Origin of the sequence: Pseudomonas sp. IT-P395, from assembly GCF_949767675.1 — a bacterium.
Classification (GTDB): Bacteria; Pseudomonadota; Gammaproteobacteria; order Pseudomonadales; family Pseudomonadaceae; genus Aquipseudomonas.
The window spans coordinates 582,041-603,504 of sequence record NZ_CATKPW010000011.1; the positions used below are offsets into that span (position 1 = coordinate 582,041).

General features: G+C 58.9%; 19 protein-coding genes. 10 read left to right on the top strand and 9 right to left on the bottom strand.

Features of this window, described 5'->3' with window-relative positions; all coding sequences use genetic code 11:
- The first annotated feature begins 136 nt into the window (after window positions 1-136).
- Window positions 137-643 (top strand): peptide-methionine (S)-S-oxide reductase MsrA, encoded by a 507-nt coding sequence (msrA, locus tag ACM6IN_RS11185; RefSeq protein WP_414916010.1) that lies wholly within the window; start codon window positions 137-139, stop codon window positions 641-643.
- On the opposite strand, the gene ACM6IN_RS11190 is transcribed toward msrA, so the two are convergent.
- Window positions 606-1,283, bottom strand: coding sequence for a TetR family transcriptional regulator (locus tag ACM6IN_RS11190; protein ID WP_414916011.1), 678 nt, complete (start codon window positions 1,281-1,283; stop codon window positions 606-608). The two genes, msrA and ACM6IN_RS11190, sit on opposite strands and share 38 nt — an antisense overlap.
- A gap of 112 nt (window positions 1,284-1,395) precedes the next feature.
- Here ACM6IN_RS11190 and ACM6IN_RS11195 point away from each other — a divergent pair, with 112 nt between their 5' ends.
- The gene (locus ACM6IN_RS11195; RefSeq protein ID WP_414916012.1) at window positions 1,396-2,052 is read left to right on the top strand and encodes an O-methyltransferase; all 657 of its coding nucleotides are present in this window, start codon (window positions 1,396-1,398) and stop codon (window positions 2,050-2,052) included.
- A gap of 317 nt (window positions 2,053-2,369) precedes the next feature.
- On the top strand, window positions 2,370-2,594 hold the full coding sequence (locus tag ACM6IN_RS11200) for a hypothetical protein (RefSeq protein ID WP_414916095.1): 225 nt from the start codon (window positions 2,370-2,372) through the stop codon (window positions 2,592-2,594).
- A gap of 289 nt (window positions 2,595-2,883) precedes the next feature.
- On the opposite strand, the gene ACM6IN_RS11205 is transcribed toward ACM6IN_RS11200, so the two are convergent.
- The gene (locus tag ACM6IN_RS11205) at window positions 2,884-5,010 is read right to left on the bottom strand and encodes a TonB-dependent receptor family protein (protein WP_414916013.1); all 2,127 of its coding nucleotides are present in this window, start codon (window positions 5,008-5,010) and stop codon (window positions 2,884-2,886) included.
- A 190-nt stretch (window positions 5,011-5,200) separates the two neighbouring features.
- Between ACM6IN_RS11205 and ppk2 the strand changes: the two genes are divergently transcribed.
- A complete protein-coding gene (gene ppk2, locus ACM6IN_RS11210) occupies window positions 5,201-6,016 on the top strand; it encodes a polyphosphate kinase 2 (protein ID WP_007913069.1) in 816 nt (271 codons plus the stop codon).
- A 264-nt stretch (window positions 6,017-6,280) separates the two neighbouring features.
- Window positions 6,281-6,496 (top strand): hypothetical protein, encoded by a 216-nt coding sequence (locus ACM6IN_RS11215; protein WP_007913071.1) that lies wholly within the window; start codon window positions 6,281-6,283, stop codon window positions 6,494-6,496.
- Window positions 6,497-6,501: 5 nt separating this feature from the next.
- On the opposite strand, the gene ACM6IN_RS11220 is transcribed toward ACM6IN_RS11215, so the two are convergent.
- On the bottom strand, window positions 6,502-9,114 hold the full coding sequence (locus ACM6IN_RS11220) for an EAL domain-containing protein (protein ID WP_414916014.1): 2,613 nt from the start codon (window positions 9,112-9,114) through the stop codon (window positions 6,502-6,504).
- 221 nt (window positions 9,115-9,335) lie between these two features.
- On the opposite strand from ACM6IN_RS11220, the gene ACM6IN_RS11225 reads away from it, so the two are divergent.
- Window positions 9,336-11,540: an OsmC domain/YcaO domain-containing protein gene (locus ACM6IN_RS11225; RefSeq protein WP_414916015.1), complete on the top strand. Its 2,205-nt coding sequence runs from the start codon at window positions 9,336-9,338 to the stop codon at window positions 11,538-11,540.
- Window positions 11,541-11,695: 155 nt separating this feature from the next.
- Window positions 11,696-12,142, top strand: coding sequence for a hypothetical protein (locus ACM6IN_RS11230; protein ID WP_007913077.1), 447 nt, complete (start codon window positions 11,696-11,698; stop codon window positions 12,140-12,142).
- Here ACM6IN_RS11230 and ACM6IN_RS11235 read toward each other — a convergent pair.
- From ACM6IN_RS11235 to ACM6IN_RS11245, 3 genes are all read right to left on the bottom strand, one after another.
- Window positions 12,139-12,633 (bottom strand): PaaI family thioesterase, encoded by a 495-nt coding sequence (locus ACM6IN_RS11235; RefSeq protein ID WP_123376842.1) that lies wholly within the window; start codon window positions 12,631-12,633, stop codon window positions 12,139-12,141. The genes ACM6IN_RS11230 and ACM6IN_RS11235 overlap by 4 nt on opposite strands.
- A gap of 8 nt (window positions 12,634-12,641) precedes the next feature.
- Complete coding sequence (locus ACM6IN_RS11240) at window positions 12,642-13,799, bottom strand: GGDEF domain-containing protein (RefSeq protein ID WP_414916016.1); 1,158 nt, start codon at window positions 13,797-13,799, stop codon at window positions 12,642-12,644.
- A 147-nt stretch (window positions 13,800-13,946) separates the two neighbouring features.
- On the bottom strand, window positions 13,947-14,195 hold the full coding sequence (locus tag ACM6IN_RS11245; RefSeq protein ID WP_123376844.1) for a hypothetical protein: 249 nt from the start codon (window positions 14,193-14,195) through the stop codon (window positions 13,947-13,949).
- A 171-nt stretch (window positions 14,196-14,366) separates the two neighbouring features.
- On the opposite strand from ACM6IN_RS11245, the gene ACM6IN_RS11250 reads away from it, so the two are divergent.
- The 3 genes from ACM6IN_RS11250 to ACM6IN_RS11260 all read left to right on the top strand — a co-directional run bounded on the left by ACM6IN_RS11250 (window position 14,367) and on the right by ACM6IN_RS11260 (window position 16,823).
- Window positions 14,367-15,011 carry an ATPase gene (locus ACM6IN_RS11250; RefSeq protein WP_414916017.1) on the top strand — a complete coding sequence of 215 codons (645 nt, stop codon included), beginning with the start codon at window positions 14,367-14,369 and terminating at the stop codon, window positions 15,009-15,011.
- Between the two features lie 86 nt (window positions 15,012-15,097).
- Window positions 15,098-15,439: a hypothetical protein gene (locus ACM6IN_RS11255; RefSeq protein ID WP_007913083.1), complete on the top strand. Its 342-nt coding sequence runs from the start codon at window positions 15,098-15,100 to the stop codon at window positions 15,437-15,439.
- A gap of 742 nt (window positions 15,440-16,181) precedes the next feature.
- Entirely contained in the window at window positions 16,182-16,823 is a 642-nt protein-coding gene (locus ACM6IN_RS11260) for a LysE family translocator (RefSeq protein ID WP_414916018.1), read from the top strand.
- Here the strand turns inward: ACM6IN_RS11260 and ACM6IN_RS11265 are convergent.
- The 3 genes from ACM6IN_RS11265 to yghU form a co-directional block, all read right to left on the bottom strand.
- Window positions 16,820-18,013, bottom strand: coding sequence for an ATP-binding protein (locus ACM6IN_RS11265; protein WP_414916019.1), 1,194 nt, complete (start codon window positions 18,011-18,013; stop codon window positions 16,820-16,822). The genes ACM6IN_RS11260 and ACM6IN_RS11265 overlap by 4 nt on opposite strands.
- Window positions 18,014-18,153: 140 nt before the next feature.
- On the bottom strand, window positions 18,154-20,331 hold the full coding sequence (locus ACM6IN_RS11270; protein WP_414916020.1) for a TonB-dependent siderophore receptor: 2,178 nt from the start codon (window positions 20,329-20,331) through the stop codon (window positions 18,154-18,156).
- 274 nt (window positions 20,332-20,605) lie between these two features.
- Entirely contained in the window at window positions 20,606-21,445 is an 840-nt protein-coding gene (yghU, locus tag ACM6IN_RS11275; RefSeq protein ID WP_414916021.1) for a glutathione-dependent disulfide-bond oxidoreductase, read from the bottom strand.
- Window positions 21,446-21,464: the final 19 nt, after the last annotated feature.

A 21,464-nucleotide genomic window follows, 5' to 3' on the forward strand; every position in this document is an offset into this window, starting at 1 on the left:
ATTACGGGTTCTTTGCTCGAGGAAGCCAATCAGGTTTCAGCGCGTCAGTAGTTCTATTGGCTCAGCCCCTTGGAATCCGCCAACCCGCCCTCATAACCATCGCTATACCCAACACCCCGAAGAGGAACGACACGCCATGACCACTCAAACCGAAACCGCCATCCTCGCCGGCGGCTGCTTCTGGGGCATGCAGGATTTGCTGCGGCGCTATCCCGGTGTGTTGCAAACCCGCGTCGGTTACACCGGCGGTGATGTGCCGAACGCCACCTATCGCAACCATGGCGACCACGCCGAAGCCATTGAAATCACCTTCGATCCGACGGTGATCAGCTATCGACAGATCCTCGAGTTTTTCTTTCAGATCCACGACCCGAGCACGCCAAACCGTCAGGGCAACGACCTCGGTCGAAGCTATCGCTCGGCGATTTACTACCTCAGCGAAGAACAGCGCGACATCGCTGAAGACACGGCTGCCGATGTCGACGCCTCAAAACTGTGGCCGGGCCGCGTGGTGACCGAGATCGAACCGGCGGGGCCGTTCTGGGAAGCGGAGCCGGAGCATCAGGATTACCTTGAGCGCATTCCGAATGGCTACACCTGCCATTTCATTCGGCCGAACTGGAAGTTGCCGAAGCGCGCGTGAGCGGTGCACGCCGCTCATTCAGCGCCAGTACATAGGCGCTGAACATATCCGCCAGCCCGTCGGCGCATACCGAGATTTCCTCCTCGGTACGCGGGCTGCCGGAAAAATCCTTGCCGACCGAACTGAGCGTGGTCAGGATCAAATCGCACGCTGCGGTACGGATCTGCTCACCGACCTCGGGCAGTAACTCTTCCATGAATGTCGCGAAAATCTGCCGCCCGGCCGCGCGCACTGCGTGGGCCTCGGGGGCGTTGCGGTAGAGCGGAGCGGCGTCGTTCAGCGCGCCGCGCATCTGCGCTTCGTCGCACTCTGAACGAATGAATGCCTGCACCAGCGTACCCAGGCGTTGGAGTGGCGGCTGTTCAAACTCCTGCAGAATTCGCTGCAGCATCTGGGTGGTGTGCAGCCACTCATCGCTCTGCAAGCGGAACAGGATTGCGGCTTTGTTGGGGAAGTACTGATACAGCGAACCGATGCTCACGCCAGCCTTTTCCGCGACCCGTGCGGTGGTAAAGCGAGTGGCGCCGTGCTCGCTCAAAACCTGAATAGCCGCTTGCAGAATAGCCGCCACCAGTTCGCTGGAGCGTGCCTGCTGCGGCTGTTTGCGTGAGGAAATACGGGCAGTCTGGCGGTGGGTCATCGGCAGCTCGGACGTCAGAGGGGAATGCGAATAGCGCAAGAAGCGAATCGCTCGCATCATTTAAATGCGACGAATTGCTCGCATTCTAGTTCCCGACTGACGGAAAGCAATCATGACAACCTTGACCACTGAACCTCTCGCAAGCCTGATCGAACGCCTCTACGCCCAAGCCGGCGCCGCCACCAGCCCGGTGCTGGAAACGGTGTCAGGCGAAGAACGCGAACGCCTGATGCACAGCAAAACCGAATACCTGAAACTCTATGAAATGCTCAAAGACCTGTGGCTGCCGGTCTCCCGCGACACAGGCAAACTGCTGTACATGCTGGCGCGCAACATCAAGGCCAAGGCGATTGTCGAGTTCGGCACCTCGTTCGGTCTCTCCACCCTGCATTTGGCGGCGGCACTGCGCGATAACGGCGGCGGTGTGCTGATCGGCAGTGAGTTCGAACCTTCGAAGATTGAACTGGCTCGGCATCATTTTGTTGAAGGTGGCGTCAGTGATCTCGTAGAGATTCGCCAAGGTGATGCGCTGGTGACGCTGGCAACGGATCTACCGGAATCGGTTGATCTGCTCCTGCTCGATGGAGCCAAGGCGTTGTATGGCGACGTGTTGAGTCTGGTCGAAAAACACCTGAAACCGGGGGCGCTGGTGGTGGCGGACAACACTGACTATTGCCCGGAGTACCTGGCCTACGTGCGGGCGCCGCAGAACGGCTATTTGTCTGTGCCGTTTGCGGATGATATTGAGCTGTCGATGCGGCTGGGTTGAGCCCGTTTCTTCAGGGAGCCACTGGTTGATAGGTGGCTCCAATTTGGACGGGCGGGAAACCAGTAAAAACACGGGTGGAAATCCTGGATTTGAGAAAACTTCCCTGTCTGACTTTCTCGATGGGTAATCTCGACCGCGACTGCCATCAATCAACGCTAATCAGCGAATCGCTATCACTTATCGGGACAGAACATTTCTAAATACGGTATAGCGCATAAAGGTCTGAAAACCTGTTACTTCTTACAGTATCCGAAGCGAATAAACTGCTAGAGCATGGTGTTTCACCAATGTTTTATTCATGAAAAGGGAGATACATCATGGCACTTACGATTAACACGAACGTTACTTCATTGAACGTTCAAAAAAATCTTGCTAAGACGCCGGATGTACTAAGCGCGTCGATGAACACATCAAGCAGCGAACCTAAGATTGATAGTGCAAAAGATGACACGGCAGGAACGCTGGAGGAACAGCGTACTGAAACACCGCCGCTTGAAGGAGAGCAGCTTCGTACTGACGAAGAGCTGCCAAAAGGGAGTTAGGCGCCGCTAACTCAGAAGCCAGGTACTAAAAATCTGTGCCGGTACCTGGCTCTCGTCAGCAGCTGATTCCTCTAAGCTTCGCAATCAATGCTTCGCATAATCGTTTTATGCTGAATGAACATCCGTCTTCGCGGGTGATCCCGCTCCCATAAGGTTATTCGGCATGTTCACAATAACGGCATCCCACAATAACCTGTGAGAATGTGGCTTGCCCGCGAAGAGGCCGGAATGCATTGCATCATAGTCACCTGACACACCGCGATCATAAACAGGCCCGTCCTTCGTAGACTTAGAGCAAACTCCACGACACCCCGACATAAACCCCCATCCCTTCACCCGGCGTAGACCGCGCAGCATCCAGTCCTTTGTCGTCATACCCCGGCGTGACCGTTGCCGCGTAGTGTTTGTTGGTCAAATTGCGCATATCCACCCACGTCTGCCAGTCTCCCTTCGGCGCGTTGTAACCCAGCGTCGCACCGAACAGTGCGTAAGGATCGGCGTAATAGCTGTTGGCGTAATCCACTGCCACCTTCGACACCAATTGCGTATTCACCGCCGCAAAGAACCCCTGCGGCCAGTCGTAACGCAACTCACCCTGGTAGTAATGCATCGGCAGGCCGGGGAGGCGGTTGTCGCCGAAACGATCATCATCGCGATAGTGGAAATCACTGAAGGTATACGCCTGACGCAAACTCAACTGACGGCCATCGGCCGCCGACCAGAGTTTGCTGTTCAGGCTCGCTTCAACGCCTTGGTGCACGGTCGGGCTGGCGTTGAGTTCGTACGGGGTGACGGCGGTGGCATCGGGCAGCACCGACAGCAGTTCATGCCGTACCTGCGCGTAGTACCACGCCAGACTCCACTCGCCGACGGCGCTGTCGCCACGACCGCCCAGCTCCAGCGTGGTCGCGGTCTGGTTCTGCAGTTTGATCGGGTCTTTCTGCGTGCCGGTTGCGGCGCCATTACCAGCCGGGAAGCGTACGTTGGAGCTGTAGATCAGCGACCACGGATGCGGCGCCTCGACCGAGCGGCTGAGGTTGCCGAACACTTGCAGGTCCGGGCTGATCTGGTAGCGCAGGCCGAGACGCGGCGCGTAGTCCCAGTCGTTCATGCTGGTTTTGCCGCCGCTTTGCGGGTAGGTCACGGCGCTTTCGCGGCGGGTGTAGATGGCGGCGAGGCCCGTAGTCAGCCAGAGGTCGTCGGCAATTTCCAGGTCGTTGCCGAAATGCAGAACGGTGTCCGAACCCTGATAGGTGAAGTTACGCATGCGAGTGCCGGGCAGGTAGCTGGCGGTGTTGCCGGAAGGGATGCGTACGAACTCGCTGGCGCCGTCGTTGGGCAGGTGCTTGGTTACGCGCAGGCCGACGTTGCTGCGGCTTTCCATGCCGAAAATAGTGTCACGGCGTTTGTAGTCGAAGGTGCCGCTGACGTCGGTGTAAGCGACTTTCAAGCGGTTCGGGCCTTCGCGCAGGTCCATCGGATAATCGTGGTAGACGAGGCCGGTCTGGATGCTCGAATCGTCATCGATGTAATAGGTGGTCTTGTTGCCGATGAAGGTGCTGCCCGGCTGTTTGCGGCTGTCGTCGCGCGCCACATAGGACGGGTTGGCCGCGCGAGGCGAGTGTTCGATGGAGTGCTTGGTCACGCGGCCGGCGAGGTCGTTGTCGGTCTCGCGGTAGCGGAAATAGAAGCGCGTTTCCAGGTTCGGGTTGAAGCGATAGCCGAAGTTGGCGATCACGCCTTTGCTCTCGCTCGCGGTGTGATCCTGATAGCCATCGGCGTTGGAATCGGTCAGCGACACGTAGTAATCGAAATCGCCGAGCACTTGCCCGGAACTGACCTGACGCTGCTGATAGCCGTGGCTGCCGGTGGCGTAGCGCACTTGCAGTTTTGGCGCGTTGTAACCGGTGTGGCTGACGTAATCGATGGCGCCGCCCAGTGCCAGCGAACCGCGATCAAAACCGTTGGCGCCGCGCAGTACTTCAACGTGCTCGACCCACAGCGGCTCGAGCAATTCATACGGCGTGCCACCCGGTCCGGTCAGCGGCAGGCCGTCGAGCAGGGTGTACAGCCCCGACGCATGGGCGCCCGGCGCGCGATTGATGCCCGAACCGCGTACGGAAATCTTCACGCCTTCGTTGCCCGCCGACTGCGCATAAACCCCGGGCTGATACGCAAGCACATCCTGATTGCTCGCCACACGGCCCTGCAATGGCTGACGCATGTCGACCACGTTGGTGCCGCCGGGCACTTGTTCCAGACGGGTTTTGGCTTCTTCGACGCTCGCGTCTGAAGCGCTTTGCTCGTCGGCCGAAATCAGCACTTGCCCCAATTCCAGACCTTGAGTCTCGGCCATCGCCGGGCAGGCGAGCGCCAGGCCGAGCAGGGCGGTGGGCAGGGATTTGGACGCGGACATCGAGAAAACTCCAGGCAGACAAGGGCAGGGCAATGAACAGTGCGACGCAATAAAGAACGAAGGAAACACATGGCAATTTGGCTTTTTGTCCGGCAATGGCAATCAGCACGGCATGAACTAACCTCACGTGTCTGGTTTGTCCCGTCAATCAACACTCTGTTTCTGCATTTATTGGAGAGAGGCCAAGGTCATGGCAAAAGGTAAAAAGAAGGCCGCCACGGCGCCTGAAAGTCCGAAGCTGAAGAACAAGGATTACCTTGAGCAGTTGCGCAAACTGCACGTCGAACTGGTCAAGTTGCAGGAATGGGTGATCGCCAAAGGCGTCAAGGTCTGCATCGTTTTCGAAGGCCGCGATGGCGCTGGCAAGGGCGGGACCATCAAGGCATTGACCGAACGTGTCAGCCCGCGAGTCTTTCGCGTGGTGGCGCTGCCGGCGCCGACCGATCGCGAGAAAAGCCAGATGCATGTGCAGCGTTATCTGCCGTATCTACCGGCGGCAGGCGAAGTGGTGATTTTCGATCGCAGTTGGTACAACCGCGCCGGCGTCGAGCGGGTGATGGGCTTTTGCACCGATGAGCAGGCCGACAAGTTCCTCAAATCGATTCCCTGGGTCGAGCACGCTATCGTCCAGTCCGGGGTGATCCTGCTCAAGTATTGGCTGGAAGTCAGCCCCGAAGAGCAGACCCGCCGGCTTGAGGCGCGGATCAACGACGGGCGAAAGACCTGGAAACTGACACCGATGGACCTGAAATCCTACAGCCGCTGGTACGACTACTCACGGGCGCGGGACGAAATGTTCAAGCACTCCGACACCGAACACGCGCCATGGCTGGTGGCCGACTCCAACGACAAGCGCCGTGCCCGGCTGAACATCATCACCGATGTGCTCAGCCGCATTCCGTATGAGGATGTGAAGCGCGAGAAGGTCGAGTTGCCCAAGCGGCAGAAGCCGGGCAAGTACCGCGATCCGGATTATCCGTATAAACGCGTAGCGGAAAAGTTCTGACGAATTGCGTCAGACACAGGGGAACTGACCAGCACAAATCCCTGTAGGAGTGAGCCTGCTCGCGATAGCGGATTGTCTGTGGCGGATGTGTTGCCTGACACACCGCTTTCGCGAGCAGGCTCAATCCCACAGTATTCGGTGGTGTATCCATCATTGTTGATCGGCAAAGCCCTTTAGAAGCAAACAGTCCATCCGTCGACTGCGCTGAACCCCTTTGATCCCGTTTCTTTCTATCAAGGAAGCCCTTCACGAGATCATTCCCTGATGTTCAATCAGCGCAAACAAGAAAAACTGGCGGCATGGCGAAAATTGGCGACGCAATCGCAGATGCGACTGGATCCGGAAGAACAGTACGACGAACTGCTCAAGGCAGCCGATGAGATGGAGGAGCAGGGGTTGATCACCAGCGCCGAGTGGCGGCAGTTAGTTCGCGATGCAGGTAATGTGTTTACCGCTGATTTGGGGCGAACAAACGGTTAAGTCCTTCAGGTCACGCGACCTTTCTTCGACTTCAACTGTGCGCCCCTGGAATCGTGCAGTAGCCGCGCAAACGCGATTTTGTCGATCGGCCGACTCATGAAGTAACCCTGCACTTCATTGCATTGGTCGACCCCGAGAATATCCAGCTGCTCTTCAGTCTCGACGCCTTCGGCGGTCACGGTCAGGCCCATGGCTTTACCCAGCCCGATGATCGCCTGCACCACCGCGCGATCGTTGGTGCCGCTGCTGATCGAGGCGATGAAGCGCTTGTCGATCTTGATCCCGTCAAACGGATAGGCACGCAGGTAACCGAGCGATGAGTAACCGGTGCCGAAGTCGTCCATGTTCAGGCGTACACCCAATTCCTTCAGGGCATTCATAGTGGTCAGGGCGCCGTCGGTGTCGTTGAGCATCACGTTCTCGGTGATTTCCAGTTCCAGGCGACTCGCTGGAAAACGGGTTTGCACCAACACCTCGCGAACATCCTCGACCACATCGCTGACGGCAAACTGCGCGGGTGACAGATTGACCGACAGCATAATGTCTTCCGGCCAACCCAATGCGGTTTCGCAAGCTTCGCGCAGCACCCAGCGACCGAGCGGGACAATCAGATCGGTCTGTTCCGCCAGCGGGATGAACAGGTCCGGACCAAGCAGGCCTTTGCTGGGGTGTTGCCAGCGCACCAGCGCTTCGACCGAAACGATGTGTTTGCCATCGACCTTATAGCGCGGCTGATAGTGCAGGATGAATTCGTTGTGCTTGAGCGCGTGGCGCAGGTCATCCTCCAGTTGCCGGCGCGTCTGGATCTGATCGCTCATGTGCGCTTCGAAATAGCACCAGGTGTTTTTGCCCTCGGATTTGGCTTGATAGAGAGCGATGTCGGCATAACGGATCAGGTCGCTGGGCACATAGCCGTGGCGGCGACTGAGCGAAATGCCGATGCTGGCGCCGATGTGCAGCGGGTGATGTTCGAAGACTATCGGTTGATGCAGGCTGCCGATCAGGCGGGTGCAGAATTTGTCGATCTCATGCTGACTGTCCATGCCATTGAGCACGACGATGAATTCGTCGCCGCCCAGTCGCGCGACGATGTCGTGTTCGCGGGTGCATTCACGCAGGCGCACGGCGACTTCCTGCAGCACGGCATCACCGGCCGGGTGGCCAAGCGAATCGTTGATCGGTTTGAAGTTGTCGAGGTCGATCATCAGCAGCGACAGCGGCGGCGCGTGCTCCTTGAGCAGCAGCGCCTCATCCAGATAACGTGCGAGTTTGTTGCGGTTGGGCAGTCCGGTGAGGGCATCGTGCATCGATAGATGCTGGATCTGCGCATGGGCGGCGACCTCGTCGGTGATGTCGCTGGCAGTGCCGCGATAGCCGATGACCGCGTGTTTGTCGAAGATTGGCCGGGCGGACAACCGACAGTGGCGCGTCTGGCCGGAGTGGTCACGGTAGGTGCAACGCAAGTCACTCGCGCTGTTCTCCTCGGTCAGTTTTCTCAGCCACAGTTCCAGCGGCGTGGTGTCGCAACTCAACAGGTGGCCGATGTCCTGCCCCAGCCACAGGGTTTGCGGGTAGCCGGTCACTTCGCTGAAGCGCGCCGACAGGTACGTCAGCGCCAGGTTGCGGTCGACTTCCCAGATCCAGTCGGACGCGGCTTCAGCCACGGCGCGAAAGCGTTCTTCACTGGCTTCCAGCTCCCGGTTGGCGTTTTCCAGTGCTTGATTGGAGGTTTGCATGACGGCAAAACTTTGGTCGACGTACTGCGATGAACGCAAGGCATGGCGGAAGAAGTACGCGGTCAGCAGCATCAGCACCACAATCGTCGCGCCGAGTGGCGGCAGCAATGACCACAGTAAATGTTGTCCGGGCCGTTCCAGATCAGCGATCAGGCTGTAACCGGTGCTGTCCAGCGGCACGCGAGGGCGGTTCGGGTCGAGCGTATCGTCCAGTGCCAGGGTCAGGTTATTCAAGCCGTAACCGCTGCCGATCAGGCGCAATTTGGTCGGCGTGAGTTTGTCGACGAACACCAGCACCGAAGAAGTCTGCGGATCGCCGAGTGGTCGCTCATCGTTGGGAATGATCGCTGCCGTCGACACCAGCGCCGGCCAGCCTTCGAACAGTGAATAGCGACTGACTGGCTTGGTCAGGTCACCTTGGCCCAACACTTGATCCAGTAATTCCGTGGCGCTCACCTGAACGAACGCGGACAGCTCGGCATCGACCATTTGCCCGCGCACCACCGCGTAACGGGTGCCTTCGCGGTTGAGGACGAACACGCCGTCATAGCCGTCACTGGTGAACAGGGTCTTGCCGAGGTTCTGCTCGGTGTAGGCCCAGTCGGTGTCGACCTGACCGCTCAAATGCTCGTAGGCGGTGGTCCAGTAGGCGTAGCTGGTGATGTAGTTTTTCGAGGCAGTGATGCGGTTTTCCAGCGCGCGAGCCGAGTAAAAGCGGGTTTTGTTGACCTCTTCGCTGTCCAGGCGCTCGGCGATACCCAGCAAAGCGACCGCCGCCGCAATCACGCCGCTGACAAACAGCGCACCGACCGCGAAGGCCAGGCGGCGGGTGACGGCGCTCTGGCGCGGTGGAAGCGGGGCTGCATAGCTGGAAAGGTCCATGTGCTCGTCCTTGATCCGCTGTCTTCTGAATCTAGAACCACGGCGCGGGCGCAATGTTCAGATTCTTCTCGGCGACTGCATTGAAAGCGTAGTGAAGCCCGCGTGATTTGCCTCCCCGAGTGCAGCGCGCCGATCAGCGGCGATTCCCGAAAGGGCAAGACTTCCCGCGCAAAAACCGGATAATGGCGCCCATTCGTTTAGCCGTATTCTGGTAATCCTGCATGGAAATCAAGGTCAACTTTCTCGACAACCTTCGACTTGAAGCCAAGTTCGACGACTTCACGGTGATCGCCGATCAGCCCATTCGCTACAAGGGCGATGGTTCGGCACCGGGGCCGTTCGATTACTTTCTGGCGTCGTCGGCGTTGTGTGCGGCGTACTTTGTGAAGTTGTACTGCGACACGCGCAACATCCCCACGGAAAACATTCGTCTGTCGCAGAACAACATCGTCGACCCGGAAAACCGCTACAACCAGATCTTCAAGATCCAGGTCGAGTTGCCCGCGGATATCTCCGAGAAAGATCGTTTGGGCATCCTGCGTTCCATCGACCGCTGCACGGTGAAGAAGGTCGTGCAGACCGGGCCGGAATTCATCATCGAAGAAGTCGAGAACCTCGATGCCGATGCCCAAGCGCTGTTGATGCCGGTGGCTGGTTCGGACGCAGGTACTTTCATCGCCGGCAAGGACCTGCCGCTGGAGCAGACCATCGCCAACATGTCGGGCATTCTCGCCGACCTCGGGATGAAGATCGAGATCGCTTCGTGGCGCAACATCGTGCCCAACGTCTGGTCGCTGCATATCCGCGATGCGCATTCGCCGATGTGCTTCACCAACGGCAAGGGCGCGACCAAAGAAGGCGCACTGGCCTCGGCGCTGGGCGAGTTCATCGAGCGCCTGAACTGCAACTTCTTCTACAACGACCAGTTCTGGGGCGAAGAGATCGCCAACGCCGAATTCGTCCATTACCCGGACGAGCAATGGTTCAAGCCGGGGCCGAAAGACGAGTTGCCGAGCGAGATCCTCGACGAATACACCCGGAAGATTTACGACCGTGACGGCGAATTGCGTGGCTCGAACCTGTTCGACACCAACTCCGGCAACACCCAGCGCGGCATCTGCTCGCTGCCGTTTGTGCGCCAGTCGGACAATGAAGTGGTGTACTTCCCGTCCAACCTGATCGAAAACCTCTACCTCAGCAACGGCATGAGCGCCGGCAACACCCTCGCCGAAGCGCAGGTACAGTGCCTGTCGGAGATCTTCGAGCGCGCGGTCAAGCGCGAAATCCTCGAAGGCGAAATGGCCCTGCCGGACGTGCCGCAAGAAGTACTGGAGAAATACCCGAGCATCCTCGCCGGCATCAAAGGCCTGGAAGAGCAGGGCTTCCCGGTGCTGGTCAAGGACGCGTCGCTGGGCGGTGAGTTCCCGGTGATGTGCGTGACCCTGATGAACCCGCGCACCGGCGGCGTATTTGCTTCGTTCGGCGCCCACCCGAGCCTGGAAGTGGCGCTGGAACGCAGCCTCACCGAACTGCTGCAGGGCCGCAGTTTCGAAGGCCTCAACGATCTGCCGCAGCCGACGTTCTCCGGTCAGGCCGTCACTGAACCGAACAACTTCGTCGAGCACTTTATCGATTCCAGCGGAGTGGTTTCGTGGCGCTTCTTCAGTGCCAAACCAGATTTCGAATTCGTCGAGTGGGACTTCTCAGGCCAGGGTGAAAACTCCAACGCCGAAGAAGCCGCAACGCTGTTCGGCATCCTCGAAGACATGGGCAAAGAAGTCTACATGGCGGTCTATGAGCACATCGGCGCCAAGGCTTGCCGCATCCTCGTGCCGGACTACTCGGAGATCTACCCGGTCGAAGACCTGATCTGGGACAACACCAACAAAGCCCTGCAATTTCGCGCCGACATCCTCAACCTGCACAACCTCAGCAAGGTCGGCCTGCGCAACCTCGCCCAAGGCCTGGAAAACAGCGAGCAGGACGATTACACCGAGATCACCACGCTGATCGGCGTCGAGTTCGACGACAACACGCCGTGGGGCAAGCTGACCATTCTGGAACTGCGCCTGCTGATCTGCCTCGCCCTGCAGAAGTACGAACAGGCCAAGGATCTGGTCGAAGCGTTCCTGCAGTACAACGACAACACCATTGAGCGCGGCTTGTTCTATCAAGCGGTCAACGTGGTGCTGGAGATGGAACTCGACGAAGACCTCGAGCTGGAAGACTACGAAGCCAACTTCCGCCGGATGTTCGGTGACGAGCGCATGGACGCGGCGATTGGCTCGGTCAATGGCAGCGTGCGCTTCTATGGCCTGACGCCGACCAGCATGAAGCTGGAAGGGCTGGATCGGCATTTGCGCTTGATCGAAAGCTATAAGAAGTTGCACACAGCGCGGGCGAATGTGACGGCTTTGTCGCGCTGATATCTGCGCTAGAACAAAAGCACCCTCGGGTGCTTTTTTTACCTGCAAGTCTTGAATCGTGTGAATGTCTTATAGATGAGTAGTGGCCAAGTGCTAGAATTTGCCACGAGCGTCTGAAGTCACGGACGATGATTTAAAATCAGGGAGAAGTGTAAATGTCGGAAAAGATTGTAAAGTCCAAACTGGTCAACTTTCTGGTAGCTGATGTCGAGGTGAATTACGAGGAGGTGGGTGAGTTTTACGATGCTGTTGGCGCCGGCAATGTCGACGTGGTGGCCGGGGTCATGGAGTCGTTCAAGCAAGCCTATGGCGGTCTGTGGGTCGGTGGGAAGATGGTGCTGACCAAAACGGCGGTTCACCTCAATGCCAACGCCTTGAATCGCATGGTTCAGGACGGTACGTTAGACATCGAGATTCCGATCGGTATGATCCGCGCTGTCGCCAACGAAGGTGGATTCTTCACCAAGATCATCCGTCTGGACACCGACGCTGGTAGCGTCAAATTCCGCTGCTATGGCGCTAAAGAGGTCGTGGCGCTGATCGAAAGGATGATCGTGCCACGGGTCTCGACTGCGGTGCTCAAACGGTCTTCTAACGCTTAACGACCATGCGCCGCATTCGCCAGCAGCTCGGTATCCACTCGCACAAACACCGAGTCACCCACCGCCGTCAACACGTCCCCGGCAAACACCTCACAGATCACCCGGGTCTTGCGCCCGACGTCACCCTCGACTTTCGCGCGCAGAGTCAGCGGCACGCCCATCGGTGTCGGTTTGATGAATTTGATCCCAAGGTTGCCGGTGACGCAGTCGATACGCGGCAGGCTGCCAGGCTCGCGGTTTTCCGCGCGGTAGTGATACGCCATCGCCGTCCAGTTGGAATGGCAGTCGACCAGCATCGCGATCAGCCCGCCGTAGACCAGATCCGGCCAGCCGCAGTATTTGGCCTCCGGCAGGTGTTCGGCAATGACGTGCACGCCGTCTTCATGCCAATGGCTTTTGACGTGGAGGCCGTGCGGGTTGCGGCCGCCGCAGCCGTAGCAGACGCCTTCGGGCGCGGCGAGGTCTTGCAGAGGAGTATCGAGGCTGGACATGGTTTTTATTATCCTGGCGTGGTGAGTCCGGTCAGGCGCAAGCGATTGCGCCCGCCGCGTTTCGATTCGTAGAGGGCGGCGTCGCCTTGCTCGATCAGCGCGGTGAGGTTGGCTGGCGGTTTGTCGAACAGGCTGGCGCCGATGCTCAGGGTCACGGCGGCAGTAGTGGGGAATGTCTGTGAAGTGGTGCTCAGAAACTGCTCGCGCAGTGTGTTGCCCAGTTCCATGACGCGCTCGCCCGAAGCGCTGTTGAGCAGGATGACAAACTCGTCACCGCCCAGGCGCGCTGTCAGCGCATTGCGCGGCAGCACCGAGCGGATCATTTCGCTCAGTGCGATCAGCAAACGATCCCCGGCGGTATGGCCGTACTGGTCGTTGACCAGTTTGAAATTGTCGATGTCGATCAGCAGCAGGGCGCCGGGATGCTCCGGCGATACGTGTTCGAGCAAGCGCGGTGCGCGTTTTTCCAGGGCGCGGCGGTTGTACAGGGCCGTCAGCGGGTCGCGCTCGGCGAGGCGGGCGATCTGTTTTTCCCGACGGTAACGTTCGGTGCCGGTCATCGACAGGGCGATCAACATGATTGCCATCGCACCCTCGACCAGGGAAATCTGAATGATCTCGCCCCGAAACGCCGCCAGATCGATCAACGTGCCGGGGATCACCACGGTCAGGGCTTTGGCCACGTAGAAGATCCCGTGACCGAGCAGGACGTAACGCAACTGCACCGCACCGACGCTCAGCGACTTGCCGTGGGGGCGCAGCAGTGAACTGGCCTTGAGGGTCGACAGCGCCACCAGCAGCGAATTGGCCGCCAGCATGACCTTCGACCACAGCGGCCCGTCCGGCAACAACAGCATGACCAGCCAAGTGGCGAAGATCAGATACCAGGCCGGCGAAAGGCGTATCTGGGTAAAGCGTGCCACGCCAAGCAGGAACAGGAAATGTGCGGTCACCAGCAGGCCGTTGGCGAACCAGATGCCGATCAGCAAAAAGCCGCTGCTGCGCAGCAAAGCCAGGGTGGAACCGACGGTGATGGTGGCGAAACCGGCGCTCCAGAACAGTAGCGAAGGCTCACGAATGCTGCGCCACTCGATCGCCAGATACAGCGCGGCGGCGGCTGCGAGGGCGATGGAAATGGTCAGCATCGTAGGTGGGTCGAGCGGCATTTCTGGATGAGCCTGTCTGATTGGCGGTGAGACCGGCGATTGTAAGCGTTCGGGCGGCTTTTTCGCAGCGGTCGTGTTGCCGCGCAGACCATTGGCAGCGGGGAGGGCGCGGTTGCTGACCGCCGCCCTGATCACCGTGCCGATCGGTCATTGCTCGGGCGTGAGCCAAGTGTCGACGACTCGACGATCCAGTTCTTCCCAATACGCCATACCCAGCACCCGCGTGGTGTTGAGCCCGCGCAGGTAGCCGCGCAACTGGTTAGCGGTGTCTTTGATGAGCTGCCGGTCGGTCGCGTCTTTGTTCAGCAATACGCTTTCGTACTGAACCAGATACTCGGCCACGCGCTCGCGGAAATCGGGCAGAACGGCGTCACGGATCAGGTCAAACGTTCTCAAGGCGAACTCCTCATTTCATGTTTTTCTCGTTGTGATTGAGTGTGTATCAGTCTGCACGTCGCGCAACTATTGCTAGAAGTAATAGTGACCATCAAGAAACGCAAGTTCTGCTTTGGCGGCAATCGGCGGAAAATCGCCTCCATCGAACACGCCGCTCAAGGAATCTGCGCGATGAAGACTATGACCCGACTGGCTTTGGTCGCCCTGCTGGCAGGCGGCGCACTGTTCACAGCACCGACTTACGCAGCCGACACCGGGTCGTGTCACTTCCAGACCATCACCGGCAGCAGCGCGACGTTGCAGCATTCGCAGACCGTGGGCGTGTTGCTCAGTGAGAACACGCTGGACAACCTGCAATACCTTGGGCGTTACCACGACATGGCGGTCAACGGTGCGAAAGGTGCGCTGGATTCGCGGATTCGTGAAGCCTTTGTCAGCAGTTCCGATCCGGAATTGGCCATCGACTGGCTGGTAAGTTCGCTGCAACAGCAGTTCTTGTCCGTGACCGTTTACGACAACCTTGATGCGTTGGTACAGGCGCATCCGGACATCGTGGTGAAACTCGACACCTTCAATCGTTTGCTGACGCAGCAAAACAGCCTGGTCGAAGCGCGTTTCACCGCACGCTTCTACGACACCGACCTGCAATACATCGGCAAGGCTGAAGGCGCCGTTGAGAAACAGCTGCCCTCGGTGTGGGTGCATAACCAGGCGGCACCGGTCATTGCTGCACAAATCGACAAGCAGCGTGACTTGCAACTCAACGCCTTGAAGCAATTCGATGTGTCGCTCAAGGCGCTGGTGGCGTCGAGCTGATCACTTAAAACATAAATGGCGACGGCGGCTCCGTGAGGCTGAACCGTTGCCGGTTGAACCGAACCTTTATTTTCAGGATGACACCGATGCGTCTTTTATTTGTGCCTGCTTTGGCCTTTGCTTCTTTGTTGCTCGCCGGTTGTGCTTCGGCGCCGAATAACCCGAGCCTTACTTTGCAGACCAGCAAGACGCCTGCGCAGTACGCCGATTGTGTTGTGCCGAAGTTGCAGGGCAGTGCGTTGAACCCGACGGTTTCGCAGACTCAGCGTAGTTACCGGATTGTGGTGCCGAGCAAGATTTCTGCTGACAACGTGCTTGAGGCGTACAAGGCGGGTAATGGCGGCAAGGTGTTTATTTACGAGCGGCATTTGTTGGCTTCGAATCTTTTGCCTTCGAGTTTTGAGCGGGCTGCGCAGGATTGCATCTGATTTTCGCTTTTGTACGGATTTGACTGAGCTCCTTTGGTTGGCCGCAACCAACCAATTTTTTGCCTCGCGCCTTTATGTGGCTGCGGGGCTTTTTTTTGTTTGGGCTTGGCGGCCTTTGGGCCGACCATGCTCGGGGTGTTCTTTGTGAATATCCGTTGCTGCGGTGATGGCTTATTACGGTTTCGCCCTTACGGCGACTCACTTTTTTTCAAACGCCAAAAAAAGTAAGCAAAAAACGCTTGCTTCTGCGTGCGGCCCGCTCGCTGGGGCTCGGGGTTCCTTCGCTGCGGGATCGATCCGGGCGCAGCGTCTCCGGTTTGCTTCGCTGCACCTACTCCCGCTGTGTTTGGCTGCGCCAAACGGTCGCTGCGCTCCCACGCCCGGATCAATCCCTCCGCTCAGCCTTCCGACGTCGCCTGTGGATCAAGATCAAGAGCAGGCGAGCTGACACTCGGCCTATTGAGTGGTGAAGAGTGGGGGGCGTGGACGGCTTTGGATTTGTGGTGGTGCTTCCGCTCATCGGAACGCCGCCCGCCCAGCCCTCTCCCGAGGGAGAGGGGGCCGATCTGTGGGCTTTTCACAGCCTGAGTTCAACGCGGTATCGCACGTCGGCGTAACTCTCCCAAACACCATCGTCAGTCCCCTCTCCCTTTGGGAGAGGGCTAGGGTGAGGGGCTTTTGATCTGGGCTATGCAGCAGGTTGCTGTAACATGCGGCGACTTCACTTAGGCGAGCAGCGAAAATGGATTCTCACTCGATATTGACCTTCACTCTGGTCGCTGCCATCGCTATCGCCAGCCCCGGGCCGGCGACGCTGATGGCGATCAATAACAGTCTCGCGCATGGGCAGCGCAGCACGATCTGGTCGTCGCTGGGTAATGCCAGCGGTCTGTTCTGTCTGTCGGCAGCGGCGATGTTGGGGCTGGGGGCGTTGTTGGCCAGTTCGGAAATTCTGTTTAACGCAGTGAAGATCATCGGGGCCGGGTATTTGTTCTACCTCGGGGTCAAGCAGCTGTTCAAAAAGGGCCCGATGCTGCCGGAGGGTGTCGAGGCGGAGGCGAGCATGGTGCGGCCGACTCGCGGCAAGTTGTACAAGTCGGCGTTCCTGACGGCGGTGACCAATCCCAAGGCGACGATGTTTTTTACCGCATTGTTTCCGCAGTTCATTGATCAGGGCGCCGCGCTGTTGCCGCAGTTTCTGGTCCTGACTTCGATCTTCATGGCGTTGTCGGTGTCTTCACTGAGCTTGTACGCCGCGTTGGCTTCCCGCGCCAAGGGCGTGCTGACCCGGCCGGCGTTGTCCCGTTGGGTCAGTCGTGTGGTCGGTTCGACCTTTATCGGGTTTGGCGCGGCGATTCTGGCGATGCGGCGGCAGGCGGCTTAAACCCATTTGAACCGGGCCGGGAATCTCGCCACGAAGCAGGTTCCCAACTCGGCGCTTGAGGTCACGCTCAAGGTGCCGTTGTGCGCCGTCGCTATCTGCGAGGCGATGTACAGACCCAGCCCCAGACCTTCGCAACGTTGCCCGGCTTCGGCGCGGGAAAACGGTTCGAACAGCAGTGGCATCAGCTGCGCTGAAATCGGCGTGCCCTGATTGGTCAGGGAAATCACGATCTCGTCGTTTTCTGCACAAGCAGTGAGGACGATCGGTGTGCTGTTCGAGCCGTGGGTAACCGCATTGCCCAGCAGATTGGAAAGCAATTGGCTGATCCGTAGCGCATCGCAATAGACGCCTGCCGGCACATCCAGTTCATGAACGAATTTCGCCTGCGGATGGGACCCCTGAACCTCGGCAAGGGTCAATTGCAGGGTGTGCTGCAAGTCGTCCACCAGCTTGCGCTGCACCGGAATCCCGCCGCCCAGGCGTCCTCGGGCAAAGTCAAGGATGTTTTCGATCAGCACGCCCATGCGCACCGAGCTATTGCGGATCGCCGCAATCAGGTTGAGCGAGCGCTTGTCTTCGGTTTTGCTTTGCAGCAGGTCGGCGCTCATGCGCACGGCGCTCAGTGGTGTGCGCAAGTCGTGGCCGAGTACGGCGATGAATTGCTCGCGCAGGCGCCCGAGTTCATTGGCGTTGTCCAGCTCGATTTGGGTCGCTTCCAGATGGCGTTGCGTGTCCAGGTTCATGGCGATCAATTGAGCGAACAAGGTCAGTGTTTTGGTAATGGCCGGTTCGTCGATATTGGCCGGGACCGAGTCGATAGCGCACAGAGTGCCGAAGAAGTCGCCATTGGCTTTGACGATGGGAATGGAGATGTAGCTTTCCAGGCCATAGGTTTTCGGCGTGTGGTGCAGCGAAAAGACCGGGTGCGCACTGGCGTGCCCGAAAATCACCGGTTGTTGATGCTGGCGGATCTCGTGGCAGATAGTCGATTCAAGTACCAGCTCGCCACCGGGTTTGAGCCCGAAATCAATAGAATCATCGACGGCGCACGCCACCCAGTTGCTTTCGGTGACCCGCGCTACCGCAGCGAAACGCATGCCCGTGAGGTGCTTGACCATGCTCAGGATGACCGGAACAGCTTCAATGCTGCGGATCGCGTCGATGTCGGGGGTAAAGGCCGGATTGGTCATAGCGCGATGCTTCGTGAAGAGTTCGCTCAGAGACTAACGGTTATTACTGCTTATGACTAATGAAGAGGCCAGAAAGTACAAGGGCGCCGTGGATGTCCCCGGCGCCCTTGTTTATTGCTGCTGATCAGAACGTCAGTGACTCAGAACTTGTATTTGGCGGTCAGCATGTAGCTGCGCGGGTTGCCATAGTTGTCGTTGGAACCCCACGTGACATTGGAGCCGATGGCGGAGTAGTAGACGCGGTCAAAGATATTGTTCGCGTTAACCTGAAGATCCAGGTGTTTGTTGACCTCGTACCCGGCCATCAGATCAGTGACGGCGTAGCCACCCTGTTCGAGGCGGTAGCTGCCGTTATTGGCCAGGGCGACATCGTTGTACATGCGGCTCTGCCAGTAGACGTTGCCGCCCACGCGCAGATTTTGCAGCGGGCCCTGGAAGCGGTACACGGTGGAGACCTTGAACAGATGCTCAGGCGTGTCGGTATCGAAACGCTGATTGTTGTTCGTCGGGTTCTCGTCTTTGATGTAGTGCGCGCGGGTATAGGTGTAACCAGCGCCGACCTGCCAGTTGTCGGTCAGCGCGCCTTGCAGTTCCATGTCCACGCCTTGGCTGCGGATCTTGCCCGATGACCCGTAGCAGGTCAGGACCGGGCAACCGAACTGATTGTCGGCCAGGGTGGCGCGGCCGGTCTGGTCCATCTGGAACACCGCCAGACTGGCGTTGAGGGCGCCGTTGAAGTACTCGCCCTTGATGCCCACCTCGTAGTTTTCGCCGACGATCGGCTCGAGCACCTTGCCGCCGAGGTCCTTCTGGGTTTGCGGGGTGAAGATGTCGGTATAGCTGGCGTACACCGAGTGATGGTCGTCGAGTTTGTAGATCAGACCGGCATAGCGAGTGACGTTACGAGTGACCTTGTAATCGCCATCGCCGGAGCGGTCATCGTAGTCGTACCAGTCGAGACGGCCGCCGAGGATCAGCGTCAGCGGATCGGCCAGGCTCAGGCGGGTGGTCAGGTACACCGCGTCCTGGGTGGTGACGTTGCGGGTTTTGCCGTCACGCACGAAATCAGGCTTGGGTGCGCCGATCGGCCAGGCCGTGGTGTACGGATCGTATTCCTTGGTGGTCGCGTCATATACGCGGTTGCTGGCGCCGACCACCAGTTCGTGGCTGCGGCCGAACGCTTCGAACGGGCCGCTGGCAAACACGTCGAGCGAGTGTTGCTTGTCGGTGTGATGGGATTGATAAGCGGTGGTTTCCAGCGGCCCGGCGTAGCGCGACAGGTAAGTCCCGGAGAACTCGCCGTCGAGGGTCGAGGACGAGCCGGCGACGTGCAGTTTCCAGTCATTGTCGAAGCGATGCTCGACTTCACCGAACACGGTGTCGATTTGCAGCTTGCGGTTTTCCCAGTCGGTACCCGGGTAGGTGGAGCGGGGCAGATCGAGGTGATGGCCGTTGGTGCCAATCGGCAGGCCGCCCCAGAAATAGTTGGTTTGCTCATTCTGCCGCGAGAAGCCGAGGGTCGCGGTGGTGCTGTCGCTCAGGTCGGCTTCACCGATGGCGTAGAACAAACCATGATCGTTTTCTTCCTTGTCGCGGAAGCTGTCGGCGCCCTGGTAGGAACTGACCACGCGGCCACGCAGGGTGCCGCTTTCGTTCAACGGGCTGGAGGCGTCGATCTCGCCACGGTAGTCATCCCAACTGCCGGCGGCGCCAGTGAGGGTGACGCGTTGATCGGCGGTCGGACGTTTGCGCACCAGGTTGATCGCCGCCGAAGGGTTGCCGGCGCCGGTGACCAGGCCAGTCGCACCGCGGACGATTTCGACGCGGTCGAACATCGCCAGGTTCGGTTGCACCGCCATCGAAAAGGGCGAGTACGAACTCGGCAGACCATCGTACATGATGGTGTCGATGTCGAAGCCGCGCGAGCTGTAGGTCTGTCGACCCGGACCGCTGGCCTGACTGAGGAACAGTCCCGGCGTGCCTTGCACCACATCGTTGATGCTGGTCATGTTCTGGTCGTCCATGCGCTGACGGGTAATCACCGTCACCGCCTGAGGCGTTTCGCGCATGGTCAGCGACAGCTTGGTCGCCGTCCGCATCGGGCCAGTAGTGTAAGACTGGGTGTCCTCGGTGGTGCTGCTCATCTGCGTGGCGCCGATTTCCGTCGCATCCAGTTCCAGCGTGGTCGGCGCGGTTTTTTCAGGCGTGGCGGGCGTTGTCTCGTCGGCCAGTGCCGGTGCGATGCTGGCCATGCAGATGGCGAGCGCCAACAGGTTAGGTGAACGGTTTGAACGGCGGTGAATGGTGCGAAACGACATCAATCTGCTTCCCCAAATGATACGAAAACGAATCCAGTGCGAGTGCGTGTAGGAATTATTCGCATTAGTGTGTCAGATCATTCCGGGTGAAGAAAGGCGTACGGCTCAGTTAGTTAACGAATTTTTCACAATTGGCTGACCGCTCTGCGGCGTGGGTTGGCGCAGAGTCGTGGTTTTTTGGGGGGCAAATGAGATGTAGCAGACCGGTCACAAAGGTCGGTGACCGGCGCTGCTGAGGGGCGTGCTCAGTGGGTGAATATGACGAACAGGGTTGTCAGTTCAGATCGCTGGCGTCGTGCCGCTCGGGCACTTGAGTCGCTTCATCGCCCCACGTGCGATTGACGCGTTGCCCACGAATGACTGCCGGCCGTTTGGCGATGTCTTCGGCCCAGCGCTGCACATGCGTGTATTCGTGCGCCGCGAGAAACTCGGCGGCGGAATAAACGTTGTTGCGCACCAGTTGCCCGTACCACGGCCAGACCGCGATGTCGGCGATGGTGTAGCTGTCGCCGGCCAGGTAGGCGCTTTCGGCCAGGCGCCGATCGAGCACATCCAGTTGGCGCTTGGCTTCCATGGTGAAGCGGTTGATCGGATACTCCATCTTTTCCGGCGCATAGGCATAGAAATGCCCGAAACCACCGCCCAGGTACGGCGCGGCGCCCATTTGCCAGAACAGCCAATTCAAGGTTTCGGTGCGGCCAGCCGGGTCTTTCGGCAGGAAGGCGCCGAACTTTTCGGCCAGATACAGCAGGATCGAACCGGATTCGAACACACGAATCGGCGGCTCAACGCTCCGGTCCAGCAGCGCCGGGATTTTCGAGTTGGGGTTGATCTCGACAAAACCGCTGGAGAACTGATCACCTTCGCCAATGCGAATCAGCCAGGCATCGTATTCGGCAGCGGTGTGTCCCAGCGCTAGCAGCTCTTCCAGCAGAATCGTGACTTTGACGCCGTTGGGCGTGGCGAGCGAGTAGAGCTGCAGCGGATGTTTGCCGACTGGCAGCGTCTTGTCATGGGTGGGGCCGGCAATCGGTCGATTGATACTGGCGAACTGTCCTCCTGACGGGGCTTCGTTTTTCCAGACCTGGGGCGGAACATACGGCGCTTTGCTCATCTAAGGGGCCTCTTCGTTG

What these genes read in the sequence shown, in the direction of transcription:
- msrA (WP_414916010.1), top strand. Translation starts at nt 137, where the DNA reads ATGACCACTCAAACCGAAACCGCCATCCTCGCCGGCGGCTGCTTCTGG.
- ACM6IN_RS11190 (WP_414916011.1), bottom strand. Translation starts at nt 1,283, where the DNA reads ATGACCCACCGCCAGACTGCCCGTATTTCCTCACGCAAACAGCCGCAG.
- ACM6IN_RS11195 (WP_414916012.1), top strand. Translation starts at nt 1,396, where the DNA reads ATGACAACCTTGACCACTGAACCTCTCGCAAGCCTGATCGAACGCCTC.
- ACM6IN_RS11200 (WP_414916095.1), top strand. Translation starts at nt 2,370, where the DNA reads ATGGCACTTACGATTAACACGAACGTTACTTCATTGAACGTTCAAAAA.
- ACM6IN_RS11205 (WP_414916013.1), bottom strand. Translation starts at nt 5,010, where the DNA reads ATGTCCGCGTCCAAATCCCTGCCCACCGCCCTGCTCGGCCTGGCGCTC.
- ppk2 (WP_007913069.1), top strand. Translation starts at nt 5,201, where the DNA reads ATGGCAAAAGGTAAAAAGAAGGCCGCCACGGCGCCTGAAAGTCCGAAG.
- ACM6IN_RS11215 (WP_007913071.1), top strand. Translation starts at nt 6,281, where the DNA reads ATGTTCAATCAGCGCAAACAAGAAAAACTGGCGGCATGGCGAAAATTG.
- ACM6IN_RS11220 (WP_414916014.1), bottom strand. Translation starts at nt 9,114, where the DNA reads ATGGACCTTTCCAGCTATGCAGCCCCGCTTCCACCGCGCCAGAGCGCC.
- ACM6IN_RS11225 (WP_414916015.1), top strand. Translation starts at nt 9,336, where the DNA reads ATGGAAATCAAGGTCAACTTTCTCGACAACCTTCGACTTGAAGCCAAG.
- ACM6IN_RS11230 (WP_007913077.1), top strand. Translation starts at nt 11,696, where the DNA reads ATGTCGGAAAAGATTGTAAAGTCCAAACTGGTCAACTTTCTGGTAGCT.
- ACM6IN_RS11235 (WP_123376842.1), bottom strand. Translation starts at nt 12,633, where the DNA reads ATGTCCAGCCTCGATACTCCTCTGCAAGACCTCGCCGCGCCCGAAGGC.
- ACM6IN_RS11240 (WP_414916016.1), bottom strand. Translation starts at nt 13,799, where the DNA reads ATGCCGCTCGACCCACCTACGATGCTGACCATTTCCATCGCCCTCGCA.
- ACM6IN_RS11250 (WP_414916017.1), top strand. Translation starts at nt 14,367, where the DNA reads ATGAAGACTATGACCCGACTGGCTTTGGTCGCCCTGCTGGCAGGCGGC.
- ACM6IN_RS11255 (WP_007913083.1), top strand. Translation starts at nt 15,098, where the DNA reads ATGCGTCTTTTATTTGTGCCTGCTTTGGCCTTTGCTTCTTTGTTGCTC.
- ACM6IN_RS11260 (WP_414916018.1), top strand. Translation starts at nt 16,182, where the DNA reads ATGGATTCTCACTCGATATTGACCTTCACTCTGGTCGCTGCCATCGCT.
- ACM6IN_RS11265 (WP_414916019.1), bottom strand. Translation starts at nt 18,013, where the DNA reads ATGACCAATCCGGCCTTTACCCCCGACATCGACGCGATCCGCAGCATT.
- ACM6IN_RS11270 (WP_414916020.1), bottom strand. Translation starts at nt 20,331, where the DNA reads ATGTCGTTTCGCACCATTCACCGCCGTTCAAACCGTTCACCTAACCTG.
- yghU (WP_414916021.1), bottom strand. Translation starts at nt 21,445, where the DNA reads ATGAGCAAAGCGCCGTATGTTCCGCCCCAGGTCTGGAAAAACGAAGCC.